17 protein-coding genes and 6 tRNA genes are annotated in these 19,171 nt (G+C 64.1%); 11 read left to right on the plus strand and 12 right to left on the minus strand.

The genetic code is table 11. From position 1 onward, the window contains the following. Nucleotides 1-30 precede the first annotated feature (30 nt). From glsB to AACW18_RS02215, 3 genes are all read left to right on the plus strand, one after another. Nucleotides 31-951, plus strand: a complete 921-nt coding sequence (gene glsB / locus AACW18_RS02205) for a glutaminase B (RefSeq protein WP_042651668.1) — start codon at nt 31-33, stop codon at nt 949-951. Nucleotides 952-980: 29 nt separating this feature from the next. Then, on the plus strand, nt 981-2,273 hold the full coding sequence (locus tag AACW18_RS02210) for a sulfurtransferase (protein WP_218390037.1): 1,293 nt from the start codon (nt 981-983) through the stop codon (nt 2,271-2,273). Between the two features lie 202 nt (nt 2,274-2,475). Next, nucleotides 2,476-2,685, plus strand: a complete 210-nt coding sequence (locus tag AACW18_RS02215; protein WP_042651670.1) for a YgdI/YgdR family lipoprotein — start codon at nt 2,476-2,478, stop codon at nt 2,683-2,685. Between the two features lie 44 nt (nt 2,686-2,729). On the opposite strand, the gene AACW18_RS02220 is transcribed toward AACW18_RS02215, so the two are convergent. Continuing rightward, nucleotides 2,730-6,293, minus strand: a complete 3,564-nt coding sequence (locus AACW18_RS02220; protein WP_218390038.1) for an ATP-binding cassette domain-containing protein — start codon at nt 6,291-6,293, stop codon at nt 2,730-2,732. 105 nt (nt 6,294-6,398) lie between these two features. Beyond that, nucleotides 6,399-7,676, minus strand: coding sequence for an alpha/beta hydrolase (locus AACW18_RS02225; protein WP_218390039.1), 1,278 nt, complete (start codon nt 7,674-7,676; stop codon nt 6,399-6,401). A gap of 583 nt (nt 7,677-8,259) precedes the next feature. On the opposite strand from AACW18_RS02225, the gene AACW18_RS02230 reads away from it, so the two are divergent. Beyond that, nucleotides 8,260-8,481, plus strand: coding sequence for a hypothetical protein (locus tag AACW18_RS02230; RefSeq protein WP_042651673.1), 222 nt, complete (start codon nt 8,260-8,262; stop codon nt 8,479-8,481). Between the two features lie 79 nt (nt 8,482-8,560). On the opposite strand, the gene AACW18_RS02235 is transcribed toward AACW18_RS02230, so the two are convergent. The 3 genes from AACW18_RS02235 to AACW18_RS02245 form a co-directional block, all read right to left on the minus strand. Then, nucleotides 8,561-8,636: transfer RNA gene (locus AACW18_RS02235), tRNA-Asn, on the minus strand. Nucleotides 8,637-8,641: 5 nt separating this feature from the next. Then, a tRNA-Phe gene (locus AACW18_RS02240) sits at nt 8,642-8,717 on the minus strand. A 205-nt stretch (nt 8,718-8,922) separates the two neighbouring features. Next, the gene (locus AACW18_RS02245; protein WP_256352011.1) at nt 8,923-11,136 is read right to left on the minus strand and encodes an immune inhibitor A domain-containing protein; all 2,214 of its coding nucleotides are present in this window, start codon (nt 11,134-11,136) and stop codon (nt 8,923-8,925) included. 489 nt (nt 11,137-11,625) lie between these two features. Here AACW18_RS02245 and rraB point away from each other — a divergent pair, with 489 nt between their 5' ends. Next, the gene (gene rraB / locus AACW18_RS02250) at nt 11,626-11,961 is read left to right on the plus strand and encodes a ribonuclease E inhibitor RraB (protein ID WP_042651675.1); all 336 of its coding nucleotides are present in this window, start codon (nt 11,626-11,628) and stop codon (nt 11,959-11,961) included. Nucleotides 11,962-12,124: 163 nt separating this feature from the next. On the opposite strand, the gene AACW18_RS02255 is transcribed toward rraB, so the two are convergent. Further along, nucleotides 12,125-14,098, minus strand: coding sequence for a putative bifunctional diguanylate cyclase/phosphodiesterase (locus tag AACW18_RS02255; protein ID WP_218390041.1), 1,974 nt, complete (start codon nt 14,096-14,098; stop codon nt 12,125-12,127). 166 nt (nt 14,099-14,264) lie between these two features. Here AACW18_RS02255 and AACW18_RS02260 point away from each other — a divergent pair, with 166 nt between their 5' ends. Continuing rightward, nucleotides 14,265-14,759: a hypothetical protein gene (locus AACW18_RS02260; protein ID WP_042651677.1), complete on the plus strand. Its 495-nt coding sequence runs from the start codon at nt 14,265-14,267 to the stop codon at nt 14,757-14,759. A 196-nt stretch (nt 14,760-14,955) separates the two neighbouring features. On the opposite strand, the gene AACW18_RS02265 is transcribed toward AACW18_RS02260, so the two are convergent. Genes AACW18_RS02265 through rsgA form a run of 6 tightly spaced genes read right to left on the minus strand, consistent with a single transcriptional unit; the run spans nt 14,956 to nt 17,909 of the window. Next, nucleotides 14,956-15,354 (minus strand): hypothetical protein, encoded by a 399-nt coding sequence (locus AACW18_RS02265; protein WP_218390042.1) that lies wholly within the window; start codon nt 15,352-15,354, stop codon nt 14,956-14,958. Between the two features lies 1 nt (nt 15,355). Then, nucleotides 15,356-15,607 (minus strand): DUF2960 domain-containing protein, encoded by a 252-nt coding sequence (locus tag AACW18_RS02270; RefSeq protein WP_042651679.1) that lies wholly within the window; start codon nt 15,605-15,607, stop codon nt 15,356-15,358. Beyond that, nucleotides 15,597-15,719, minus strand: coding sequence for a VF530 family DNA-binding protein (locus tag AACW18_RS02275; RefSeq protein WP_371317061.1), 123 nt, complete (start codon nt 15,717-15,719; stop codon nt 15,597-15,599). Before AACW18_RS02275 ends, AACW18_RS02270 begins: the two co-directional genes overlap by 11 nt. Next, complete coding sequence (locus tag AACW18_RS02280; RefSeq protein ID WP_218390043.1) at nt 15,712-15,978, minus strand: VF530 family protein; 267 nt, start codon at nt 15,976-15,978, stop codon at nt 15,712-15,714. The genes AACW18_RS02275 and AACW18_RS02280 overlap by 8 nt, the downstream gene beginning before the upstream one ends. Further along, nucleotides 15,975-16,847 (minus strand): archaetidylserine decarboxylase, encoded by an 873-nt coding sequence (asd, locus tag AACW18_RS02285; RefSeq protein ID WP_218390044.1) that lies wholly within the window; start codon nt 16,845-16,847, stop codon nt 15,975-15,977. Before asd ends, AACW18_RS02280 begins: the two co-directional genes overlap by 4 nt. A 27-nt stretch (nt 16,848-16,874) precedes the next feature. After that, nucleotides 16,875-17,909, minus strand: coding sequence for a small ribosomal subunit biogenesis GTPase RsgA (gene rsgA / locus AACW18_RS02290; protein WP_042651681.1), 1,035 nt, complete (start codon nt 17,907-17,909; stop codon nt 16,875-16,877). Nucleotides 17,910-18,000: 91 nt separating this feature from the next. On the opposite strand from rsgA, the gene orn reads away from it, so the two are divergent. The 5 genes from orn to AACW18_RS02315 all read left to right on the plus strand — a co-directional run bounded on the left by orn (nt 18,001) and on the right by AACW18_RS02315 (nt 19,121). Next, nucleotides 18,001-18,546, plus strand: a complete 546-nt coding sequence (gene orn, locus AACW18_RS02295) for an oligoribonuclease (RefSeq protein ID WP_042651682.1) — start codon at nt 18,001-18,003, stop codon at nt 18,544-18,546. A 177-nt stretch (nt 18,547-18,723) separates the two neighbouring features. Then, nucleotides 18,724-18,799: transfer RNA gene (locus tag AACW18_RS02300), tRNA-Gly, on the plus strand. Nucleotides 18,800-18,823: 24 nt separating this feature from the next. Then, nucleotides 18,824-18,899: transfer RNA gene (locus AACW18_RS02305), tRNA-Gly, on the plus strand. Nucleotides 18,900-18,932: 33 nt separating this feature from the next. Beyond that, a tRNA-Gly gene (locus AACW18_RS02310) sits at nt 18,933-19,008 on the plus strand. 37 nt (nt 19,009-19,045) lie between these two features. After that, nucleotides 19,046-19,121: transfer RNA gene (locus AACW18_RS02315), tRNA-Gly, on the plus strand. The last annotated feature ends 50 nt before the right edge of the window (nt 19,122-19,171 follow it).

The raw sequence follows: 19,171 nt of genomic DNA on the forward strand, positions 1-19,171 counted from the left end.
CTCACCCCGCTTCATGTCATGGAATAGCCAATGGTGTTGTCATCCGAATTACTGGCCAGCATTCTCGAGCAGGTTCGTCCCCTGCTGGGACAAGGCAAGGTGGCCGACTATATCCCCGCGCTGGCCCAGGTTCCCGCCGATCGGCTCGGCATCGCGGTCTGTACCGTGCAAGGGGAGCTGTTCACCGCCGGTGACGCCTTCGAAGCCTTCTCCATCCAGAGCATATCCAAGGCCCTGAGCCTCACCCTGGCACTGACCCTCTATCAGGAGGATGAGATCTGGGCCCGGGTCGGCAAGGAGCCCTCGGGCCAGCCGTTCAACTCGCTGGTGCAGCTCGAATTCGAGCAGGGCATTCCCCGCAACCCCTTCATCAATGCGGGGGCCCTGGTGGTGAGCGACCTGCTGGAGACGCGGCTCACCGCCCCCCGCCAACGCACCCTGGAGCTGGTGCGCCGCCTGTGCGGCAACCCGGCCATCATGGCGGATCAGGTGGTGGCGCGCTCCGAGTATCAGCACGCCGCCCGCAATGCGGCCATCGCCTACCTGATGAAGGCCTATGGCAACTTCGAGAACGAAGTGGACAAGGTGCTGCAAAGCTACTTCAATGCCTGTGCCATTCGCATGAGCTGTGCCGATCTGGCGCGCACCTTCATCTACCTGGCCAATCGCGGCGTGCCCCTCGGCGAGAGCACGCCGCTGCTGCCGGCGCGCACCACCAAGCAGGTCAATGCCCTGCTCGCGACCTGCGGCCTCTACGACGAGGCGGGTGACTTCGCCTACCGGGTCGGCATGCCGGGCAAGTCCGGAGTCGGCGGCGGCATCATGGCGCTGATCCCGGGCGAACTCTGTGTCTGCGTCTGGTCACCGGAGCTCAACAAGGCCGGCAACTCGCTGGCCGGCACGGCCGCGCTGGAGCTGCTGGCGGAGCGCCTTGGCCGCTCTATTTTCTAATTTTGTTCACTATGGATCGAGACAACATCATGAAACGAATCACAGCCCTGTTGCGGGCCGGTCTGGCCGCCTTGCTGCTCTGGTGCGCCTTGCCCGCCCTGGCGGCGGAATTGCCCCCCCTCTCCCTGGCGGATGCCAAGGCCAAGGAGGCCGTCATCCTGGATACCCGCCCCAGCTACTTCTACCAGGGCTGGCCCATGGCAGATGAGCAGCAGGGCGGCCATGTGGCCGGCGCCGAGAGCCTCTCCGCCGAGTGGAAATACGGTGACGAGGAGTGGGCCAAGGCGCTCAAGGAGAAGGGACTGAGTGCGGACCGTCCGGTGGCACTCTATGGCGAGCCGCGCGGGGTGGCCGAGGTGGCCCGCCTGCTGCGCCAGCAGGGCATCAAGCAGCTGTTCGAGCTGCAGGACTGGAAGGCCGCGCCGCGCGAGGCCCTGACCCGCTGGCAGCAGCTGGTCTACCCGCGCTGGCTGGCGGATCTGCAGGAAGGCAAGCCGGTGGTGGCCAAGCCCAAGGGTGACTGGAAGCTGTTCGAGGTGGATTGGGGTTCACCCAAGGCCTACCTGCTGAGCCACATCCCGGGGGCCGGTTACATCGACACCAACCGCCTGGAAGAGGAGCCGCTGTGGAACAAGGTGTCCGATGAGGCGCTCAAGCAGCTGCTGCTGGAGAACGGCATCCGTCACGACACCACCGTCATTCTCTATGGCCGCAACACCATGGCGGCGGCCCGTGCCGCTCACCTGATGATGTACGCCGGGGTGGAAGACGTGCGACTGCTGGATGGCGGCCTGGATGCCTGGTTCGTGCAGCACCTGCGCACCGAGACCGGTCTGGCCAACAAGTACGAGCCGGTGAAGGAGTTCGGTGTGGCCATTCCGGCGCACCCCGAGTACCTCACCTCCCTGACCCAGGCCAAGGAGCTGCTCAAGCAGCCCGATGGCGCCCTGGTCAGCGTGCGTACCTGGGACGAGTTCGTCGGCAAGACCTCAGGCTACAGCTACATCAAGCCGAAGGGTGACATCCCCGGCGCCAAGTGGGGTCGTGGTGGGGTGGATGCCAACAGCATGAGCGACTTCCACAATCCGGATGGCACCATGAAGCCGGCGCGCGAGATCCTCGCCATGTGGGATGAGTGGAACATAGAGCCGACCCAGCAGGCCGCCTTCTACTGCGGTACCGGCTGGCGCGCCTCCGAGGCCTTCTTCTACGCCTGGTTGATGGACTGGAAGCGGATCAGCGTCTACGACGGCGGCTGGTACGAGTGGAGCTCAGATCCCAAGAACCCCACCGTCACCGGTGAGCGTCAGCCCAAGGGCTGATGGCGCTCCTGCGTTACCCTGTCAAAGGCCGGACCCATGTCCGGCCTTTTTCATCTGGATCTCCTGCCGCATCCCTTTGTTAACTCGCTGATTAACCTCGTCGTTCTCATATTCTGGCGGCACTCATTCGGGGGGAGGCGCTTGAGCTAGGCTTCAAGAAACATCCTCGTCCTGAGGATGCCGGAGGGAGAAGAGGCGGGCGATGAAACGACTGATGATGATTCTGGTGTGCGTGCTGGGACTGGTGGCGTGCAGCTCTCAATACATCATGAGCACCCGGGACGGGAAGATGATTACCACCGACAGCAAGCCCAAGCTGGATGAGGACACGGGCATGTACCGCTACTACGACGAAGAGGGGCGGGAGATGTTGATCAACAAGGATGACATCACCCAGATCATGGAGCGCTGAGGGGCGCAGGACGAGAAGGGCTGCCCGCGGGCAGCCCTTTTATTTCAGCCGGTGATCTCGGCCACCTGGCGGTTGACCTGACCGACGAACAGCCGGTGGAAGCGGGAGTCCGGGTTGGCCAGCAGGCTGACCGGCGAGCCCTGCTCCACCACGGTACCCGCCTCCATCACCACCACCTTGTCCACCGACAAGAGCGGCTCCAGATGGTGGGCTATCACCAGATAGCTGGCCTCGGGCCGGTAGCGATAGAGCAGCTCCGCCATCTTGCGCATGCCGCCGTGATCGAGATCCGAGGTGGCCTCGTCCAGCACGATCAGCGGGCGGCGCGACAGCAGGATGCGGGCGATCACCAGCAGCTGGGTCTCGCCGGCCGACAGCTGCAGTTTGTCGAGATCCTCGTCCAGCCGACCGGCGCAGCGCTCGGCCAGACCCACCCGGGCCAGCGCCAGCTCCAGCGCCTCGTCGTCGTGGCGGGTCAGGGGGGCCAGGTTGGCGCGCAGGGTACCGAAGAAGGTGAGCGGCGTCTGGGAGACGGTGTCGTACAGATCGCGCACCGCCTCAGGTGCCAGCGCCGACAGCGGCTGCTCGCCGTAGTAGATCTCGCCCTGGGAGACCGGATACATGGCCTGCAGCACCCCGAGCAGGGAGCTTTTGCCCGCGCCGGTGCGACCGCAGACGCCGACCTTCTCGCCGGGGGCCAGCTCGAAGTTCACCTTGTGCAGCGCCCACTGGCTAGCCTCGGGGTAGCGCAGCCCCAGGTTGTCGAAGCGCACCCTGGGATGAGGGGTGGCGAGCGGCTCACCCTCCTGGCGTTCGCTTTCGATCTCGCTGTACTCGCGCACCCGCTCCACCGCGTTCATCACCTGCTCCACCTCGGCGAAGGTGCGGATCAGGGAGTTGAGCATGGCCGAGGCGGTGAAGGCGTAGGTGATGGCCACGGCCCCCAGCAGCGAGCTGTTGCTGAAGGCCACCATCAGCGCCACGGCCCCGACCAGGGCGGCGGAGAGCAGGGTCTGGTGCATGCCGAGCCAGCGGTTGATGGAGGTGGTGGTGTACCAGCTGCGCAGGTTGTTGTCATAGTGCAGCAGCACCTGATCCAGGGCGTAGCGCTCGGCGCCGGCCAGGCGCAGGGCGGGGGCGCCGCGGATGGTCTCGCTGATGCTGATGTAGAGCGGGGAGCGCAGCACCGAGGACTGGCGCCGCAGCTTGAGTTGCACCGCCCGGTAGCGGCGCTGCAGCACATAGAGCGCCCAGCCCACCAGGGGGGCGATGAGCAGCAGCAGCGGCATGTTGACGCCGATCACCGCCACCTGCAGCAGCACCGAGATCAGCATGGCGAACAGCCCCATCAGCATGGACAGTAGTATCTCCTGCGCCTCCCCGAGATCCCGATCGAAGCGGTTGAGGATGCGCCCCTGGGGCACCTTGTCGAAGAACGCCATGGGGGCGCGGCTGATGCGGCCCAGCATGCCGTCGAACAGGGTCCAGGCCAGCTTGAGGCCGAGCTTGTAGTTGATGATCCGCACCACCATGATGCAGACGAGGGAGCCCGCCCCCAGCAGCACATAGATGCCGAGCAGGGTGCGGACGTCCGCCACCTCGGCCTTGCCGCCGAGCCAGAGATCCGAGGCGATGCGCAGCCCCTCCTGGCCCAGGGTGAGCAGCAGCGCGATCAGGATGGCGCCGGGGGCGGCCAGGCGCTGCCACATGAAGCCGAACAGGCCCCAGTCGACCTTGCCCTCGACCACCTTCTCCTCGCTGAATTGTTCCGCCTCCTGCGGCGCCACCATGGGGGCCGGTTGCGGGTGCTGGATGAGATCCGCCAGCTGGTGGGCGTCGAGCTCCACCAGTTGGCCCTGCTCGACCCGGATAACCCGATCGCAGTGGGCCAGCACGTCCGGATCGTGGCTCACCAGCAGCCGGGTGGGGCCCGGCTTGAAGGCGAGCCCCTGCTCCAGCACCTGGGCAGAGACGATGGGATCCAGCGCCGAGAGGGGGTTGTCCAGCAGCAGGATGTCGGCCTTCGCATAGAGCGCGCGCGCCAGGGCAACCCGCTGCTGCTGGCCGCCGGAGAGGCGGGTGCCGAGTTCACCCACCAGCGTCTGATCGCCGTGGCTGAGCAGGCTGAGGTCGGCACTGAGGGCGCAGGCGCCGAGCACCCAGCGATAGCGTTCGCCGTGCCAGGGCTGGCCGAACAGTATGTTGTTGCGGATGGTGTCGTTCATCAGCCAGGGCTTGTGGCCGAGGTGGGCCACCCGGCCGTGGCGGCGGATCTCCCCCTCGAACTCGTTGTCGAAGCCGGCGATCAGGTGCAGCAGGCAGCTCTTGCCTGCCCCGGTCGCCCCCGTGATCCCCACCAGCTCCCCCGGCTGGATAGCGAGGCTGGCCCCTTGCAGCACTGCCTTGTGCTGGTGCAGGGCGGTGACGGCCTCGAGCCGCAGGCTGCCGACGGGCAGGCTGGGATCATTGAGATCCCGGTGCTGTTCCGCGCTGTTGAGGAAGTCGCACAGCCGGTTGAAGCCGGTGTTGAAGTTGATCAGGGTGCGGATGAGGTAGGGCAGCCGCATCATGGGGATGCGCAGCACCGCGAACAGGGCGATGGTGGTGAACACCTGGGGCAGGGTCAGGCTCTGGCCCGATGCGAGATAGGTGGTGAAGGTGGCGAGGGTGACCAGCAGCGGGGTGCTCAGCATCAGGAAGCTGTTGACGGCATCGAGCTTGAGCACCCGGCCGAGCACGCCGAGCTCCTGCTGGCGCTTGGCGTTCGCCGCCTGGGTGAAGAAGGCGCCGAGCCCGTTCTGGCGCACCAGCCGCAGCTTCTTGATGTATTCCGCCAGTATGCCGTTGCGCTCGTCCTGCTGGCGCTTGAGCTGCTGCTCCTGCTGGTTCATGCGGCGCACCACCCGGGTGGAGACCAGCAGCAGCAGGGTGAGCACGGCGAAGCCGACCAGACCGGCGCTGCCCACCTGCCACACCAGCAGGGCTATGGTGCCGGCCAGTTGCAGCGCCATGGTGAGCGGCATGGCGGGATCGGCCAGGATCCAGGTGATGTCCCACACGTCCCGGTTGATGAGGTTCTGTACTCGGCCACCGGCGCGGTCGTCGAAGCTCTTGCCCCCCAGCTTCATCACCTTGGCGAGCAGGGACTCGGCCAGCAGGCGGCGAATGGGGACGTGCATCTTGAGCGCCAGCTGCAGGGAGTGCTCCGCCAGCATGCCGGCGGCCAGCACTGAGGCGAACAGGGCGAAGGCCAGCAGCAGCTTGTGGCCTGTGCTGGCACCGGCGCCGAGCTGGGTCATGCTGTGGTTCAGCAGCCAGGGGCTGGCCAGGGTCGCCAGCATGCCGAGCAGCTGTAGCAGGGTGAGCAGGCCGATGCGCCCGCGGTAGTGATGCCAGATGAAGGCCATGATGGGCCAGGGCCGCACCGGTCGGGTGGCGGTCAGCGCGAGGAAGGCGTCGGCGCGCTCGTCACGCCTGTCTTCCGGCAGCAGAGGATAGAGATCGTCGAGGCTGACCTGGGGTTCGCTCAGACCCTTGCGCAGCAAGGGCCCCGTCCAGTGATAGAAGAGACGGCTCAGCCAGCCGGCCGAGGTTTCCGGGTGTTCCAATGGTGATCCTTATTATTGTGTGTTGCTTCCGACAGGGTGGGGCGGCTCATGGGCCGCCCTCAATTTTAGGATGTCATTGCCCCGGGCCTGCTGCCCGGGCCGGGATCAGCGATCCCGATTCAGGCGGATGAGCCGGTCCAGGATCTGCTCGCCGTCGGCCCGCAGGCCGTTGTGTTCGTATTCGTTGGTGATCCAGGCGCGGCTGTTGCCGAGGCCCTTGAGCGTCTCGCGGCTGTAGTCGAACTCGACGTACATGTCCTCGGCGTAGACGGCGCAGGCCACCGGCACCCGGTTCTGGGCCAGCCGGGCCGGATCGTAGAGCGGGCCCCAGTCCGCCTTGTGGGCCAGCAGGTGGGCGGCCTCCTTGAGCGGCATCAGCTCGCGGAACTGCTCGAACATCCAGGGGTAGATCATCTCGCCGGTGAAGGCGAAGTCCTTGCCCGGCGCCCAGGCCAGGGCCGGGTACTCGCCCCTGACCCGCTCGGCCGCCCAGTTGCTGGCTTCCCCCTCGCAGTAGATGGCCTCATGCAGGATGGCGAACACCGGGTTGGTGTTGAACGGCTGCATGGCCTGCACCTGATAGAGGAAGGCGGGGTTGAGCCGCTCGCCGATGAAGGCGTTCTCCAGCAGGTAGTAGAGCTCCTCGAAGGCGCCGCTGGCGCCGAGATCCAGCCCCTGCTGCTGCAGCTGCTCCACCGTCAGGCGCTGGCCGTTGGGCAGGCGCACCTCGTGGTGATGCAGGTGGTTCGCCAGCCGGTTGGCGATGGCCTGGGCGTGGGGGAAGCGGGCGAAGAAGGCGCGATTCTTGTCGGCGACCCGCTGGTAGGTGGCGCGGTAGACCTCGTCCGCGCTGCGGCCTATGGGGGCCACACCGCCGGTGAGGTAGACCTCGTGCAGGCTGTCCGGGAACAGGGAGAGATAGGTGAGGCTGCAGAAGCCGCCGAAGCTCTGGCCGAGCAGGCTCCATGGCCGGCCCGGACTCAGGATCTCGCGCAGGTATTCGGCGTCCCGCACTATGCTGTCGGCGCGAAAATGGCTGAGATAGTCCGCCTGCTGGCGGGGCGTGAACTGGGCCAGCGCCTCGGCATGGATGGGGGTGGAGTGGCCGGTGCCGCGCTGATCGAGCAGCAGCACCCTAAACTCCTGCAGCGCCCGCTTGAGCCAGCCGCTGGCGGCGGTCGGGCGCGGGGCTCCGAAGCCCGGGCCTCCCTGCAGGAAGAGCAGCCAGGGCAGGTCATCGTCCAGCCGATCCTGGCGACAGAGGGTGCGGCCAAACAGGGTGATGGTCTCCTCATCGTCAGGCTGCTGGTGGTCGAGGGGCACGGTGAAGAAGTGTGGCTCGCAATGGATGCCGTCCAGCACATAACGCAAGGGGCTGCTCATCTTGGGTCTCCCTGAGGGTAGGAAATCGTCGGCTCATCATAGCCCTGGCATGGGGGATGGGTCACGCCGCTTTTCGCTATTGTTGAGCGGCCGCCGAGCCACCTCGCCAGCCAGGCGAGGGCCTGGCCGGAATTATTATTGGCGGGTGATTGACGGCGAGTGGCGCTTGTCCAAAGATGAGCCGCCTGCCGAGCAAGGCAGGAGAGCCGGCGCAGGAGTCGCGCACAAGAAAGGATGAGGTGGGCTCGATGAAGCCTAAATGGATAAGGTTCAGGAAGAGAAGAAAACAGACGGATCCGGAAGGGGTGTTGCAGGCTGGGTTGCTGATGTTCAGCGCCACCTGCGGGGCCACTCTGCTGCTGGCGGCCTGTAATGGCGGCTAGCAGATGACCAGACTGACAAGGCCCGCTCTCTCGAGCGGGCCTTGTCATTGGGCGCCGCCTGCCGGGTGATGAGACTCCAACCAGTACCGATATGACGGGGATCGGGACCGGCCCGGGGCCACCCATGGCACCGAGTTTGCGGTAGCCGGAGAGCTGCTGCTATGGTCAGATTACGACTCGATCCACCGAGGGAGACGATCATGAATAGTCGTGAGAGAGTTCTGGCCCATCTGGCCACCGATCAACGGGTCGCCGGCCTGACCGCCGGTGAGGCGCTGGCCAGCATCAACCATTCGATGAGCTCGCTGCTGCTGCAACGGGATCAGCATTTCTTCCGCCGCCACGCCGATGACCCTTGCCACGAGGTCGCGCGGGCCTGCTATGCCGGCCACGTCTGGCACGGTGACGAGAACCTGTCATAGCTCTGTGGGGAGGGCTGCGCCGCCGCGCGCGAACGCCAGATGCAAAAAGGCCCGCTCGAGTGAGCGGGCCTTTCAAATTTGGCTCCTCCTACTGGACTTGAACCAGTGACATACGGATTAACAGTCCGCCGTTCTACCGACTGAACTAAGGAGGAATTGTTGGTGCCCAGAGACGGAATCGAACCGCCGACACGGGGATTTTCAATCCCCTGCTCTACCGACTGAGCTATCTGGGCAACGGCGCGCATTAAACCCTTTCTGGACTGGGGTGTCAACCATGGGGTGCAGATTGCGGTGCCGTTCGCTCGATAACCGAGCAATCCGCTCGCCGCCCCGCCACCGGGGCGCTTGCCGGGGGGCACGAGGGACAGCAGGCGCCGGCTTCCCGCCTGGCGGCCACAAAAAGGGGGCCAGCGGCCCCCGGTTGCACTCCGTCATGACTCAATGACGGCTGATGATGATGCGGCCCGTGCTCATGTCACGGGCCTGGCCGGTGACGCTGATCTTGAGGCCATACTCGGGCAGCAGGCGACCCGCATCCGGGATGGCGTCGCTCTGGTAGCTGCGGGAATCCTTGAACACCCGGTTCGGGGCTATCCAGAAGTCGCGCAGCAGGGCGCCGCTCGGATGCTTGAGGTCGAGCGGACGCTGGAAGCCCAGGCTGAAGGTGGCGTCGTGGATCTGGTAGCGGGTGCCGGCCACGGCGCCATCGCTCCAGCTCAGGGTGCGCTGATCCCCATCCACCACGCCGAGGAAGCCTTCACCCGGATGGACTCCCACCCAGTTGTTGGCCTGGCTGTTGTCCACGTACCAGAGCAGCATGCCCGGCTCGTAGCGCATCAGCTGATCCGCCACGTTGATGTGGGCCAGCCCCTTGTCGACCCCCGCATGGTTGCGCCACTCGGCCAGGTAGTAGTGATCCTTGGCCTCGCTGCCGTTGCTCTGCACGAAGCCGGCCAGGGTGAAGGCGGCGCTGCCCTCTGCCCCGTCGCTCAGCACGACTTCTCCGTCGGCGACCAGCTGGATCTCGTCCACGAACAGGCCGTTTTCGGCCACGCCGGCGTCGCTCTGGTATTGCAGGCTGAGCTCGATGCGCTGACCGGCCCAGGGGCTCAGGTCAAACTCGGCATCGACCCAGCCGTTGGAGTTGCCGGTGAGGCCGACGCCGAAGCCGACCCCGTTCGGATCGTCGGCGGTGGTCAGGTTGCCCGGGATGGGCTCGCCGTTGACCAGCACCCGCGCATAGTCAAAGCCCTCCTCGATCTGATACCAGGCCTTGAACGCCAGGCTGGCGCTCTGCCTGCCGGTCAGATCCAGCGCCAGGCTCATGCGGTTGTCGAGGCCGTTGCCCTTGCCGCCGTGGTACTGGTACTGGCCGGCGTAGGGCGGGTTGAGCGGGATCTGCTTGGCGGGCAGGTTGATGCGCACCACGTCGTCGTTGCGGCCCTTGTCGTTGGCCTGATCCAGCATGTAGACGTTGCCGCGGGGGCTGAGCTCGTCGAGCCGCAGGTTGCTGCCGTGCAGCCAGTTACCGCCGAGGGAGGCCTGCAGGAACTCCTTGGCCCAGGCGGAGAAGCCGGTCGGCTCGGTGCCGCCGATCACCCCGGCCCAGGAGCCGGACGACATGATGGACCAGGTCGCCACCGGTTCCCCCTTGCCGCTGTACTTGGTGTCGTACTCGTCCGGCAGCCCGAGATCGTGGCCATATTCGTGGGCACAGACCCCGGCGGCGGCGTCGATGGGCTGGATGGTGTAGTCGTAGGCGGCGAACTGGCCGCCGAAGTTCCCGCTCGGGCTGTCGGTGCCCGGGATGGGATAGGGGGTGCCGAGGTTCCAGCGATGGGCCCAGATGGCATCTTCGCCGAGATCGCCGCCGCCCGCCTCCTCCCCCACGCTGGAGTGGAAGATCATCAGGTGGTCGATGAGGCCGTCCGGCTCGTCTCTGTTGCCGTTGCCGTTCAGATCGTAGCGATCCTCCTGGTCAAACTGGGCGAGATCGATGGCCGGATCCCCCGCCACCTGGAGCAGCGCCTCCTTCACCAGCTCCCGCACCGCCGTCTCGTTGAGGTTGCTGCCGTAGTAGGCGGCACTCTTGGCGGCGGTATACCAGCCGGCCACCTGGCCACCCACGCTGTAGCTCTGGCCGGATTGCTGCTCGTAGAACTGGCGCATGGAGATGAAGCGCTCGCCGCCCGGTCCCGCATAGCCCTTGGCCGAGAACAGCAGGTCGTTGTAGTGCGCCGGGGTGTAGTCCGGGTAGTACATCTTGGTGAGCTCGGGGCTGAGGCTGTTCTTCGGGTAGTCCGGGAAGTCCACCAGGATGGCGAGGATCTTGTCCTTGCGCATCTTGCCGCTGTAGTGCTCCTGCTCGATCGCCTTGAGCCGCAGGGTCGGCACCCTGTCACCCGGCCGTGCTGTGCCGTTCAGGCGGATCTTCTTGAGGATGCGCTCCCGCACCTTGCCCTCTTTCTGCGCCAGGCTGCCACTGCCGCCCGGATAGGCCCGCGCCTTGTCGCGGTAATAGCGGGCCAGCGCGGCCTGCTCCTGCTCGGGAGAGGCCAGGGTCGGGATGTGGCCGCTCTTTTTAAGCATCTCCAGCACCTTCACCTCGTCGGCGAGGGGGGCATCGAAGGGACCATGGACCGGGGCGGCCATGGCGTGGTTTCCAATCATAAGGGTCGAGCCGACAAGCAGGCTCATTATTGTTTTTTTAGGCATTACTATGTGCTCCTTCACATGATCAAAAAGGGAGCCCGTCGGACTCCGCTTTCCTGGCGGGTAGTGATTCACCCGCGTCCCTTGATACCCTCAGGCAGGGCATTTGTCATCAAGGGCTGCAAGGTGAAATGTACTGGTTTTGAGTGGCCTAATGACGCTGAACGCAAGGTGTGGCTGAGAGTATGTGAAGTTATGTATGTGCATCTAATTCTTGGGCAGCTGATTACCCTTTTTTAACCTTTTTGCGGACACCACCATTTGGGAGGGGGCGGGCGAGGCAGTTATCTTGGTCCCTCGCATTGAGCCGGATGCACTCTGCGGGTATGCTTTGCCGCAACCATACCCCTGGCGGCAAGAGTGCCTATTGCCGGCCAGCCGGGTGTAGACATCCATCAAATACCGTCTGGGGTTTATATGAGTATCAATATGCAAGAGTGGCGCGAAGAGACCACCGCCATCGTCAACGAGCTGCTGGCCGACGGCAGCAATCCGGATGTGGACTACGAGATTGAGCACCACTTTGCCTGCCAGGACTTCGATCTGCTGGAGAAGGCGGCGGTCGATCTGTTCAAGGCCGGGTTCGAGGTGACCGATGCCGAAGAGATGGAGCTGGACGACGGCGCCCCCATCTTCTGCTTCGACGCCACCGTAGTGCGCAAGCTGGAGATCGAAGCCATCGTCGCCGACATCGAGAAGATGCTGCCGGTCCTCGAGAAATACGGCGTGGATTACGACGGCTGGGGCACCTACTTCCAGGAGTAAGGCGCGCTAGTCAGACCGTCGAGAAGATGCTGGCCATGCCCCTCGAGCAATACGGCGTGGATTACGACGGCTGGGACACCTACTTTCAGGAGTAATCCCCTCGACAGACAATGACAGACAATAAAAAAGGCCACTTCAAGTGGCCTTTTTTATTGTCTGTCCATCAGTCCGCGGGCAACTGGTAGTTGCGGGCAAATTCCGCCGGGGGGAGGGGGCGGCTGAACAGGTAGCCCTGCAGGCGATCGCAGCCCGCCTGGGCCAGCCAGGCTTGCTGCTCCTGGGTCTCCACCCCTTCGGCGGTGATCTTGATCCCGAGCTCATGGCCGAGGCCGATGACGGAGCGCACTATGGCGGTGGTGGCCTGGTTGGTGGCCAGCCCCTGGGTGAAGCTTCTGTCCAGCTTGAGGGTCGCCACCTGCAACCTCGGCAGGTAGGCCAGGGAGCAGTAGCCGGTGCCGAAGTCGTCGATGGCGAGCTGAAAGCCGGCTTCGATCAGGTTCGCGAGGTTGCTCTCTATCTCGTCGGCGTTTTCCATCAGCACCCCTTCGGTGATCTCCAGCTCCAGCTGCCAGGGGGCTATCCCGTGGCGTTCGATGCAGGCGAAGATCTGCGGGCAGAGCTCGGGGTCACGGAACTGCAGCGGCGACAGGTTGACTGAGAGCACCAGATCCGGCGCCGCCACTTGCCAGCGCGCCAGCTGGGCACAGCCCAGCTCCAGCATCAGCTGGCCGAGCTGGCCGATGAGCCCCAGCTCTTCCGCCAGGGGAATGAACTCGTCGGGGGAGATCATGCCGAATTCCGCATGAGGCCAGCGGCAGAGCAGTTCGGCGCCGTGCAACTGGTTGCTGTGGGTGCAGATGATCGGCTGATAGACGGCGACCAGCTGGGCCGACTTGATGGCCAGCGGCAGCTGGGCGGCGATGAGCTGACGGCGTTTGAGCTTGGCATCGAGTTCGGGGTCGAACAGGGTGCAGTGTTGCTGCTGGCGCTTGCCCTGGGCCAGGGCGGCCTCGGCATGGCTCAGCAGGCGCTCGGCATCGTTGGCCTTGCCCTGGGCGATGCCGAGGAAGACCGGGATCTGGATCCTGTGCTCCTCGACCTGATAGGGCACCATCAACTCGTACTGCAGGTTGCGGCTCCACTCGGTCAGGGGAAGGGGCAAGTCCGGCAGCAGCAGGGCGAAGTCATCGGCTGCCACCCGGCACAGCAGTGACTGGGGCGGCGCCAGCCGTTGCAGGCGACGGGCCACCTGGCTGAGCAGGCGATCGGCGATGCGGATGCCGAAGCGATCGTTGATCTCGCGAAAATGTTGCAGATCGACCAGCAGCAGGCTGGCCGGGCGGGCGCCGAGGTGGCGGCTGGTCTGCAGGAAGTGGGAGAGTTTGAGCAGGCCGGTCAGGCTGTCGTAATGCTGCTCCTGCTGGAGCTGGGCCTGGGTGGTGCGCAGCCCGGTGATGTCACGGCTCAGGGTCAGGATGCCGAGGGAGTTGCCCTCGTCATCCGGCACGTCGACCCGGGTCACCTCCAGATGGCGGCCCTGGCCATTGGCATCCATCAGGCAATACTCCCCCCGTCCCAGCGGCTGTACGGCGGGCAGGCGAGGGGCGATCCGCTGGCCCAGCGCCTCGCTCGCCGCCAGCCCCATGAAGTCGAGAAAGGCCTGGTTGCAGTCGATGAGCAGGCCCTGGTGGTCTTCCAGTCGGATAGGGTCCGGGATGGCGTCCAGCAGGCGACGCTGCAGCAGCTGCTGCTGGCGGAAGGTCTGCTCCAGCTCCTTGCGCTGATCTATCTCGCTGATCATGGCGAACAGGGCAAGCGGGTGGCCCTGCTCGTCATAGAGCGGGATCTTGTGGATCTCCATCCAGCTGGTGGTGCCGCCGCTGTGGCAGTGCAGCTGCTGATGAAGCAGGGGACGCCGCTCGGCCAGCAGACGCTGATCCTCCTCCCGGAACACATCGCCCCAGGGCATCTCGGCATCCGTCTTGCCGACGAGTTCATGGGGGTGCTGCAGGCCAGCCTCTCGCGCGAAGACCTTGTTGGCGAACAGGTAGCGTCCGTCCGTATCTCGGCAAAAGATATTCATGGGTAACTGGTCGATGATCTGCTGCAGCAGAGCCAGGGTGAGCAAGGAATTCACGGGGATACTCACGGGGGAGACTTCGAGCAAATCTATGATAACAGGCCACTTTTGTAAAGCGTGGCCGAAGGCTTGACCATTTCTGTTGATCCCTGCTGACAGTCTGTGTCGCGGGCGCCATAATAGCCGCCGGTTGGCCTGTGGCCGTATGGATGAGAGAAGCGACATGAAGAAGATAATGGGGGGCGCCCTGGCCCTGTTGATGGTCGGTTGTGCCAGTGACAACAATGGCGGCGAGCAGTATCGCTATACCCCGCCGGTTGCCAAGGCGACCAACAACACCCAGGAGCTGGCGATCCCGGTGGATCTGGTGTGGGCCCGCGCCGAGAAGTGGTTTGGCGATCACGGCCTGAACATCGAGAACAGCCAGCGTGGCTCCGGCCTGATGACCGCCAACGTCGAGAATTCGGCCGAGGGTCTCGAGTGGCTGGATTGCGGCACCATGGGCGCCAAAGTGGCGCTGGGCAACCCCAATCTGCAGATCAACCTGATCATCACCCAGAGCGGCAACAACAGCGTGGCGACCGTCAACGTCAAGGGCAACACCCAGCTCTACTTCGTCGAGTCCTCCGGCGAGCGCGTGCTGGCGCCGTCCATCAGCCCGGTCTGCGTCTCCCGCGGCAGCCTGGAGCAGAGCCTGTTCGCCACCCTGGGCAACTGATCCGGCCCTGCCCGCCGCCCGTCATGGCGACGGTCCGCACCAAACACCCCGTTGCCTGCAACGGGGTTTTTGTTTTTGGACTCTCCGGCGGGAAGAGGTTGCCGTCCACTCATCCACGCCACTTAAGCCGGTATGCGGAGGGCCTATAAACAAAAGCCCCCGGCAGGGGCCGGGGGCTTTGTGAGGAGGCTTGCCATCAGAGCGCGCTGTCACCGTGGAACAGGACCTGCTCGCCGGACTTGAGCAGATAGCCCTTCCAGGGGAAGAGCTGATAGGCGCCACCCTGCCAGGACCAGTTGCCCTCGTCCCCCTGGCGGACCAGCCGGATCTGCTCGCCGCTTGGCAGAGTCAGCTCGGCCTCGCGCTGATCGGGGCCGAACAGCACGAAGGCGCTGCCGGTTTCATCGGCCTTGAGGGATTGCAGCCGCACCGCCTGCTCGAACAGCCGCACGCACTGGCTGGTCAGGCTGGACCACTGGTAGCCGGCGCTGGCACGGCAGCCGTGGACATCCTGATCGTTGCCGACCAGGTGCTGTTCCGGGGTGCTGCAGGCCGCCAGCAGCAGGGAGGCGGCCATCAGGGTCAGGGTGCGCATATTACTCCTGCAGATCCCGCTCGATGACGATGCTGGAGAAGCCCAGTTCCTTGAAGTAGTTCTCCTGGTAATCCTTCACGCTCTTCTTGTCGCGGCGGCAGACCTGGGCCAGCTGGGCCTCCATGGCGTGGAAGCTGGCCAGGTTGATCCCCTCGGCCGCGGCGATGGCATCGTAGATGCTGTTGAACTTGTCGTTGGCGTAGCCGATCTCTTTGGTTTTTTTGCCGTAGGTGTAGGTAATTTTAAACGCCATCGGGGTCTTCCTTCTTTTTCGCCTGCTTGCGCTGGACGTACAGGTAGAGGCTCTCGACCTTCTCCCTGGCCCAGGGGGTCTTGCGCAAGAATTTCAGGCTGGATTTAAACACTGTGGGATCCCGCCTGTTTGGCCTGCTTGCGCTGGACGTACAGGTAGAGGCTCTCGACCTTCTCCCGGGCCCAGGGGGTCTTGCGCAGGAATTTCAGGCTGGATTTGATGCTGGGATCCTGGGTGAAGCAACGGATGTCGATCTCCTTCCCCAGCTGCTCCCAGCCATAATGCTCGACCAGGGCGGTGACGATCGCCTCCAGGGTCAGCCCGTGCAGCGGGTTCTTTCGCTGTGCTGGCGGAGTGGGTTGGTCGCTCATGGCTTGGCCGCCAGCTTGGCAAAGGGTTGCCCCATGCGGGTGGTCACGCCGTTGGCCAGTTGCGGGTCGAAACCGGCCAGCATGCCAGGGCCAAACAGGCAGACCACTGTGCTGCCGAGCTTGAACAGGCCCATCTCGGCCCCTTTCTGCAGGGTGATGGCCTCGTCACCGCTGTAGTCCCAGCGCACCACTTCCTTCTGTTTGGTCGGTGCTATGTTGCCGGCCCAGATGGTCTCGATGCTGGCGACTATGGTGGCGCCAACCAGCACCAGCGCCATGGGACCATGGGGGGTGCGGAAGGTGGCGACCACCCGTTCGTTGCGGGCGAACAGGTTAGGTACGTTCTCGGCGGTGAGCGGGTTGACGGAGAAGAGATCCCCCGGCACGAACACCATGCTCTCCAGCACACCGTCCAGCGGCATGTGGATGCGGTGGTAATCCTTGGGCGCCAGATAGATGGTGGCAAAATCCCCATCCTTGAACGGCGCCACCAGATCCTCAAAGCCGCCCAGCAGCTCGCGGGCGCTGTAGTCGTGGCCCTTGGCCTGGATGATGCGGCCTTGCTGGATGGGGCCGAGCTGGCTGACGGTGCCATCCACCGGCAGGGCCAGGGTCATGGCATCTTCCACCAGCGGGCGGATCCCCGGCTTGAGCTCACGGGTGAAGAAGGCGTTGAAGCTCGGGTAGTGGGCGGGACTCTCGTGCAACGCCTCGCTCATGTCGACCTGGTACTGCTTGATGAACGCCTCTATCACCCTGGTGGTGAGCTTTCCGGCCTCGGCGGCCGCCAGCTTGCCTATCAGGCGGGAGACGGCATGTTTGGGCAGGCAATATTGACCGGCAATTTTCAGGTTGTCAGTGATGCTCATGATCTTCATCGAAATAAGTTGAATGGGTCACAGTCGGGCTTGCTGCCGACCGTGGCGGGCTTCCTGCATGGTTTCCAGGATGCGGTGATAGTTGTGGAAGCGATCGGCGCTGATGGCGCCACTGTCGACCGCCGCGCGCAGGGCGCAGCCGGGATCGTCCTTGTGGGTGCAGTCGCGGAATCGGCAACCACCCAGGTAGTCACGAAACTCGACGAAACACCAGGTGATGCGATCGGCTTCCAGGTGCCAGAGTGCGAACTCGCGGATCCCGGGGGAGTCGATCAGATCGCCACCGCTCGGGAAGTGGTAGAGCCGCGCCGTGGTGGTGGTGTGGGTACCTAGCCCCGAGTTCTCGGAGATCTCGCCGGTGAGCACACCCAGCCCGGGCATCAGGGCGTTGGTCAGGGAGGACTTGCCCACCCCGGACTGGCCGACGAAGATGCTGATCTTGCCTTCGAACTGGGCCTTGAGTTCGTCCAGCCCTTCGCCGCTCTCGCAACTCACCAGGATCACCTGGTAGCCGAGCTTGCGATAGGGAGCGAGCTGCAGCTCGATGCGCGCGCGGGCGGCGGCGTCGAGCATGTCGACCTTGTTCAGCACGATGAGCGGCTGGATCTCCACGTCTTCGGCGGCCACCAGATAGCGATCGACGATGTTGGTGGAGAACTCGGGTACCACCGCCGAGACGATGATGATCTGGTCGATGTTGGCGGCGATGGGTTTGACCCCGTCATAGAAGTCCGGCCGGGTCAGCACCGAGTGACGCGGATGTACCGCCTCGATGACGCCCGCGGTCGCGGCATTGAGGCCGGGACGCCAGACCACCTTGTCACCGCACACCAGGCTGCTGATGCTGCTGCGACGCAGGTTGCTGCGGTGGATGGTGCCGTCATTCGCTTCCACGTCCGCATGCTGACCGAAACGGCTGATCACCATGCCCTCGATGGCCGGGCCAAACAGGGTGTCATCCACGACTGTGCTGTGATCTTTTTGCAGCCGCCGCTCGCGGTTGGCCTGGACGCGTCTTTGTTGACCCAGATTGAGTTTTGCTTTCTTTGCCACTCGATTCGCCAGTTTATGAACAGATCCAAAGCCAGTATGATACATGCAAATCGGCAAAATTCCGCCATTCCTCCTAACTGAGAGAGTAATCATGACAGTCAGCGCGCAGAACCTGGTATGGATCGACATGGAGATGACGGGTCTGGACCCCGAGCAGAACGTGGTACTGGAGATCGCCACCATAGTCACCGACAAGGATCTGAACGTGCTGGCGGAAGGGCCTGTCATCGCCATTCACCAGAGCGAGGCAGAGCTCGCCAAGATGGACGAGTGGAACGTCAACACCCACACCAAGAGCGGCCTGGTGGCCAGGGTCAAGGCGAGTGAGCATGACGAGGCGCGCGCCGTGGCCGAGACGCTCGCGTTTATCCGTCAGTGGGTGCCGGAGCGCACCAGCCCGCTGTGCGGCAACAGCATAGGTCAGGATCGCCGCTTCATGGTCAAGCACATGGGCGAGCTGGAAGCCTTCTTCCATTACCGCAACGTCGACGTCAGCACCATCAAGGAGCTGGTGCGCCGCTGGCAGCCGGAGCTGCTGGATCAGTTCACCAAGCGCGGCACCCACATGGCGCTGGATGACATCCGTGAGTCCATCGCCGAGCTGCAGTTCTACCGTGGTCACGTCTTCAAAATCTGAGTTGCCGGCAAGGGGTTGGCGCCGTCCGGTCGTTAAAATCGACAGTTCGACCAGCTTTTGAGCGAACGACTGCACAGTGACAAAAAAGCCCTTGCAATTGGAATGACTGCTCTTATAATTCGGCTCCCGTACAGTAGCGCAAGCAACCAAATGCTGTACGGCCGTTTTAAGGCAGTTGCGGGAATAGCTCAGTTGGTAGAGCACGACCTTGCCAAGGTCGGGGTCGCGAGTTCGAGTCTCGTTTCCCGCTCCAAAAGTTTGCAGATGATATTCCGATGCGGGAATAGCTCAGTTGGTAGAGCACGACCTTGCCAAGGTCGGGGTCGCGAGTTCGAGTCTCGTTTCCCGCTCCAATCATCAGCACAGCCTGAAAGACAACCAATGTTGCGGGAATAGCTCAGTTGGTAGAGCACGACCTTGCCAAGGTCGGGGTCGCGAGTTCGAGTCTCGTTTCCCGCTCCAAGCTTATTTTATGAAGTGCTGCAGATGATATTCCGATGCGGGAATAGCTCAGTTGGTAGAGCACGACCTTGCCAAGGTCGGGGTCGCGAGTTCGAGTCTCGTTTCCCGCTCCAATCATGTGCAGATGACATCCTGTTGCGGGAATAGCTCAGTTGGTAGAGCA

It is taken from the genome of Aeromonas sp. sia0103, assembly GCF_963895295.1.
GTDB lineage: Bacteria > Pseudomonadota > Gammaproteobacteria > Enterobacterales > Aeromonadaceae > Aeromonas > Aeromonas encheleia.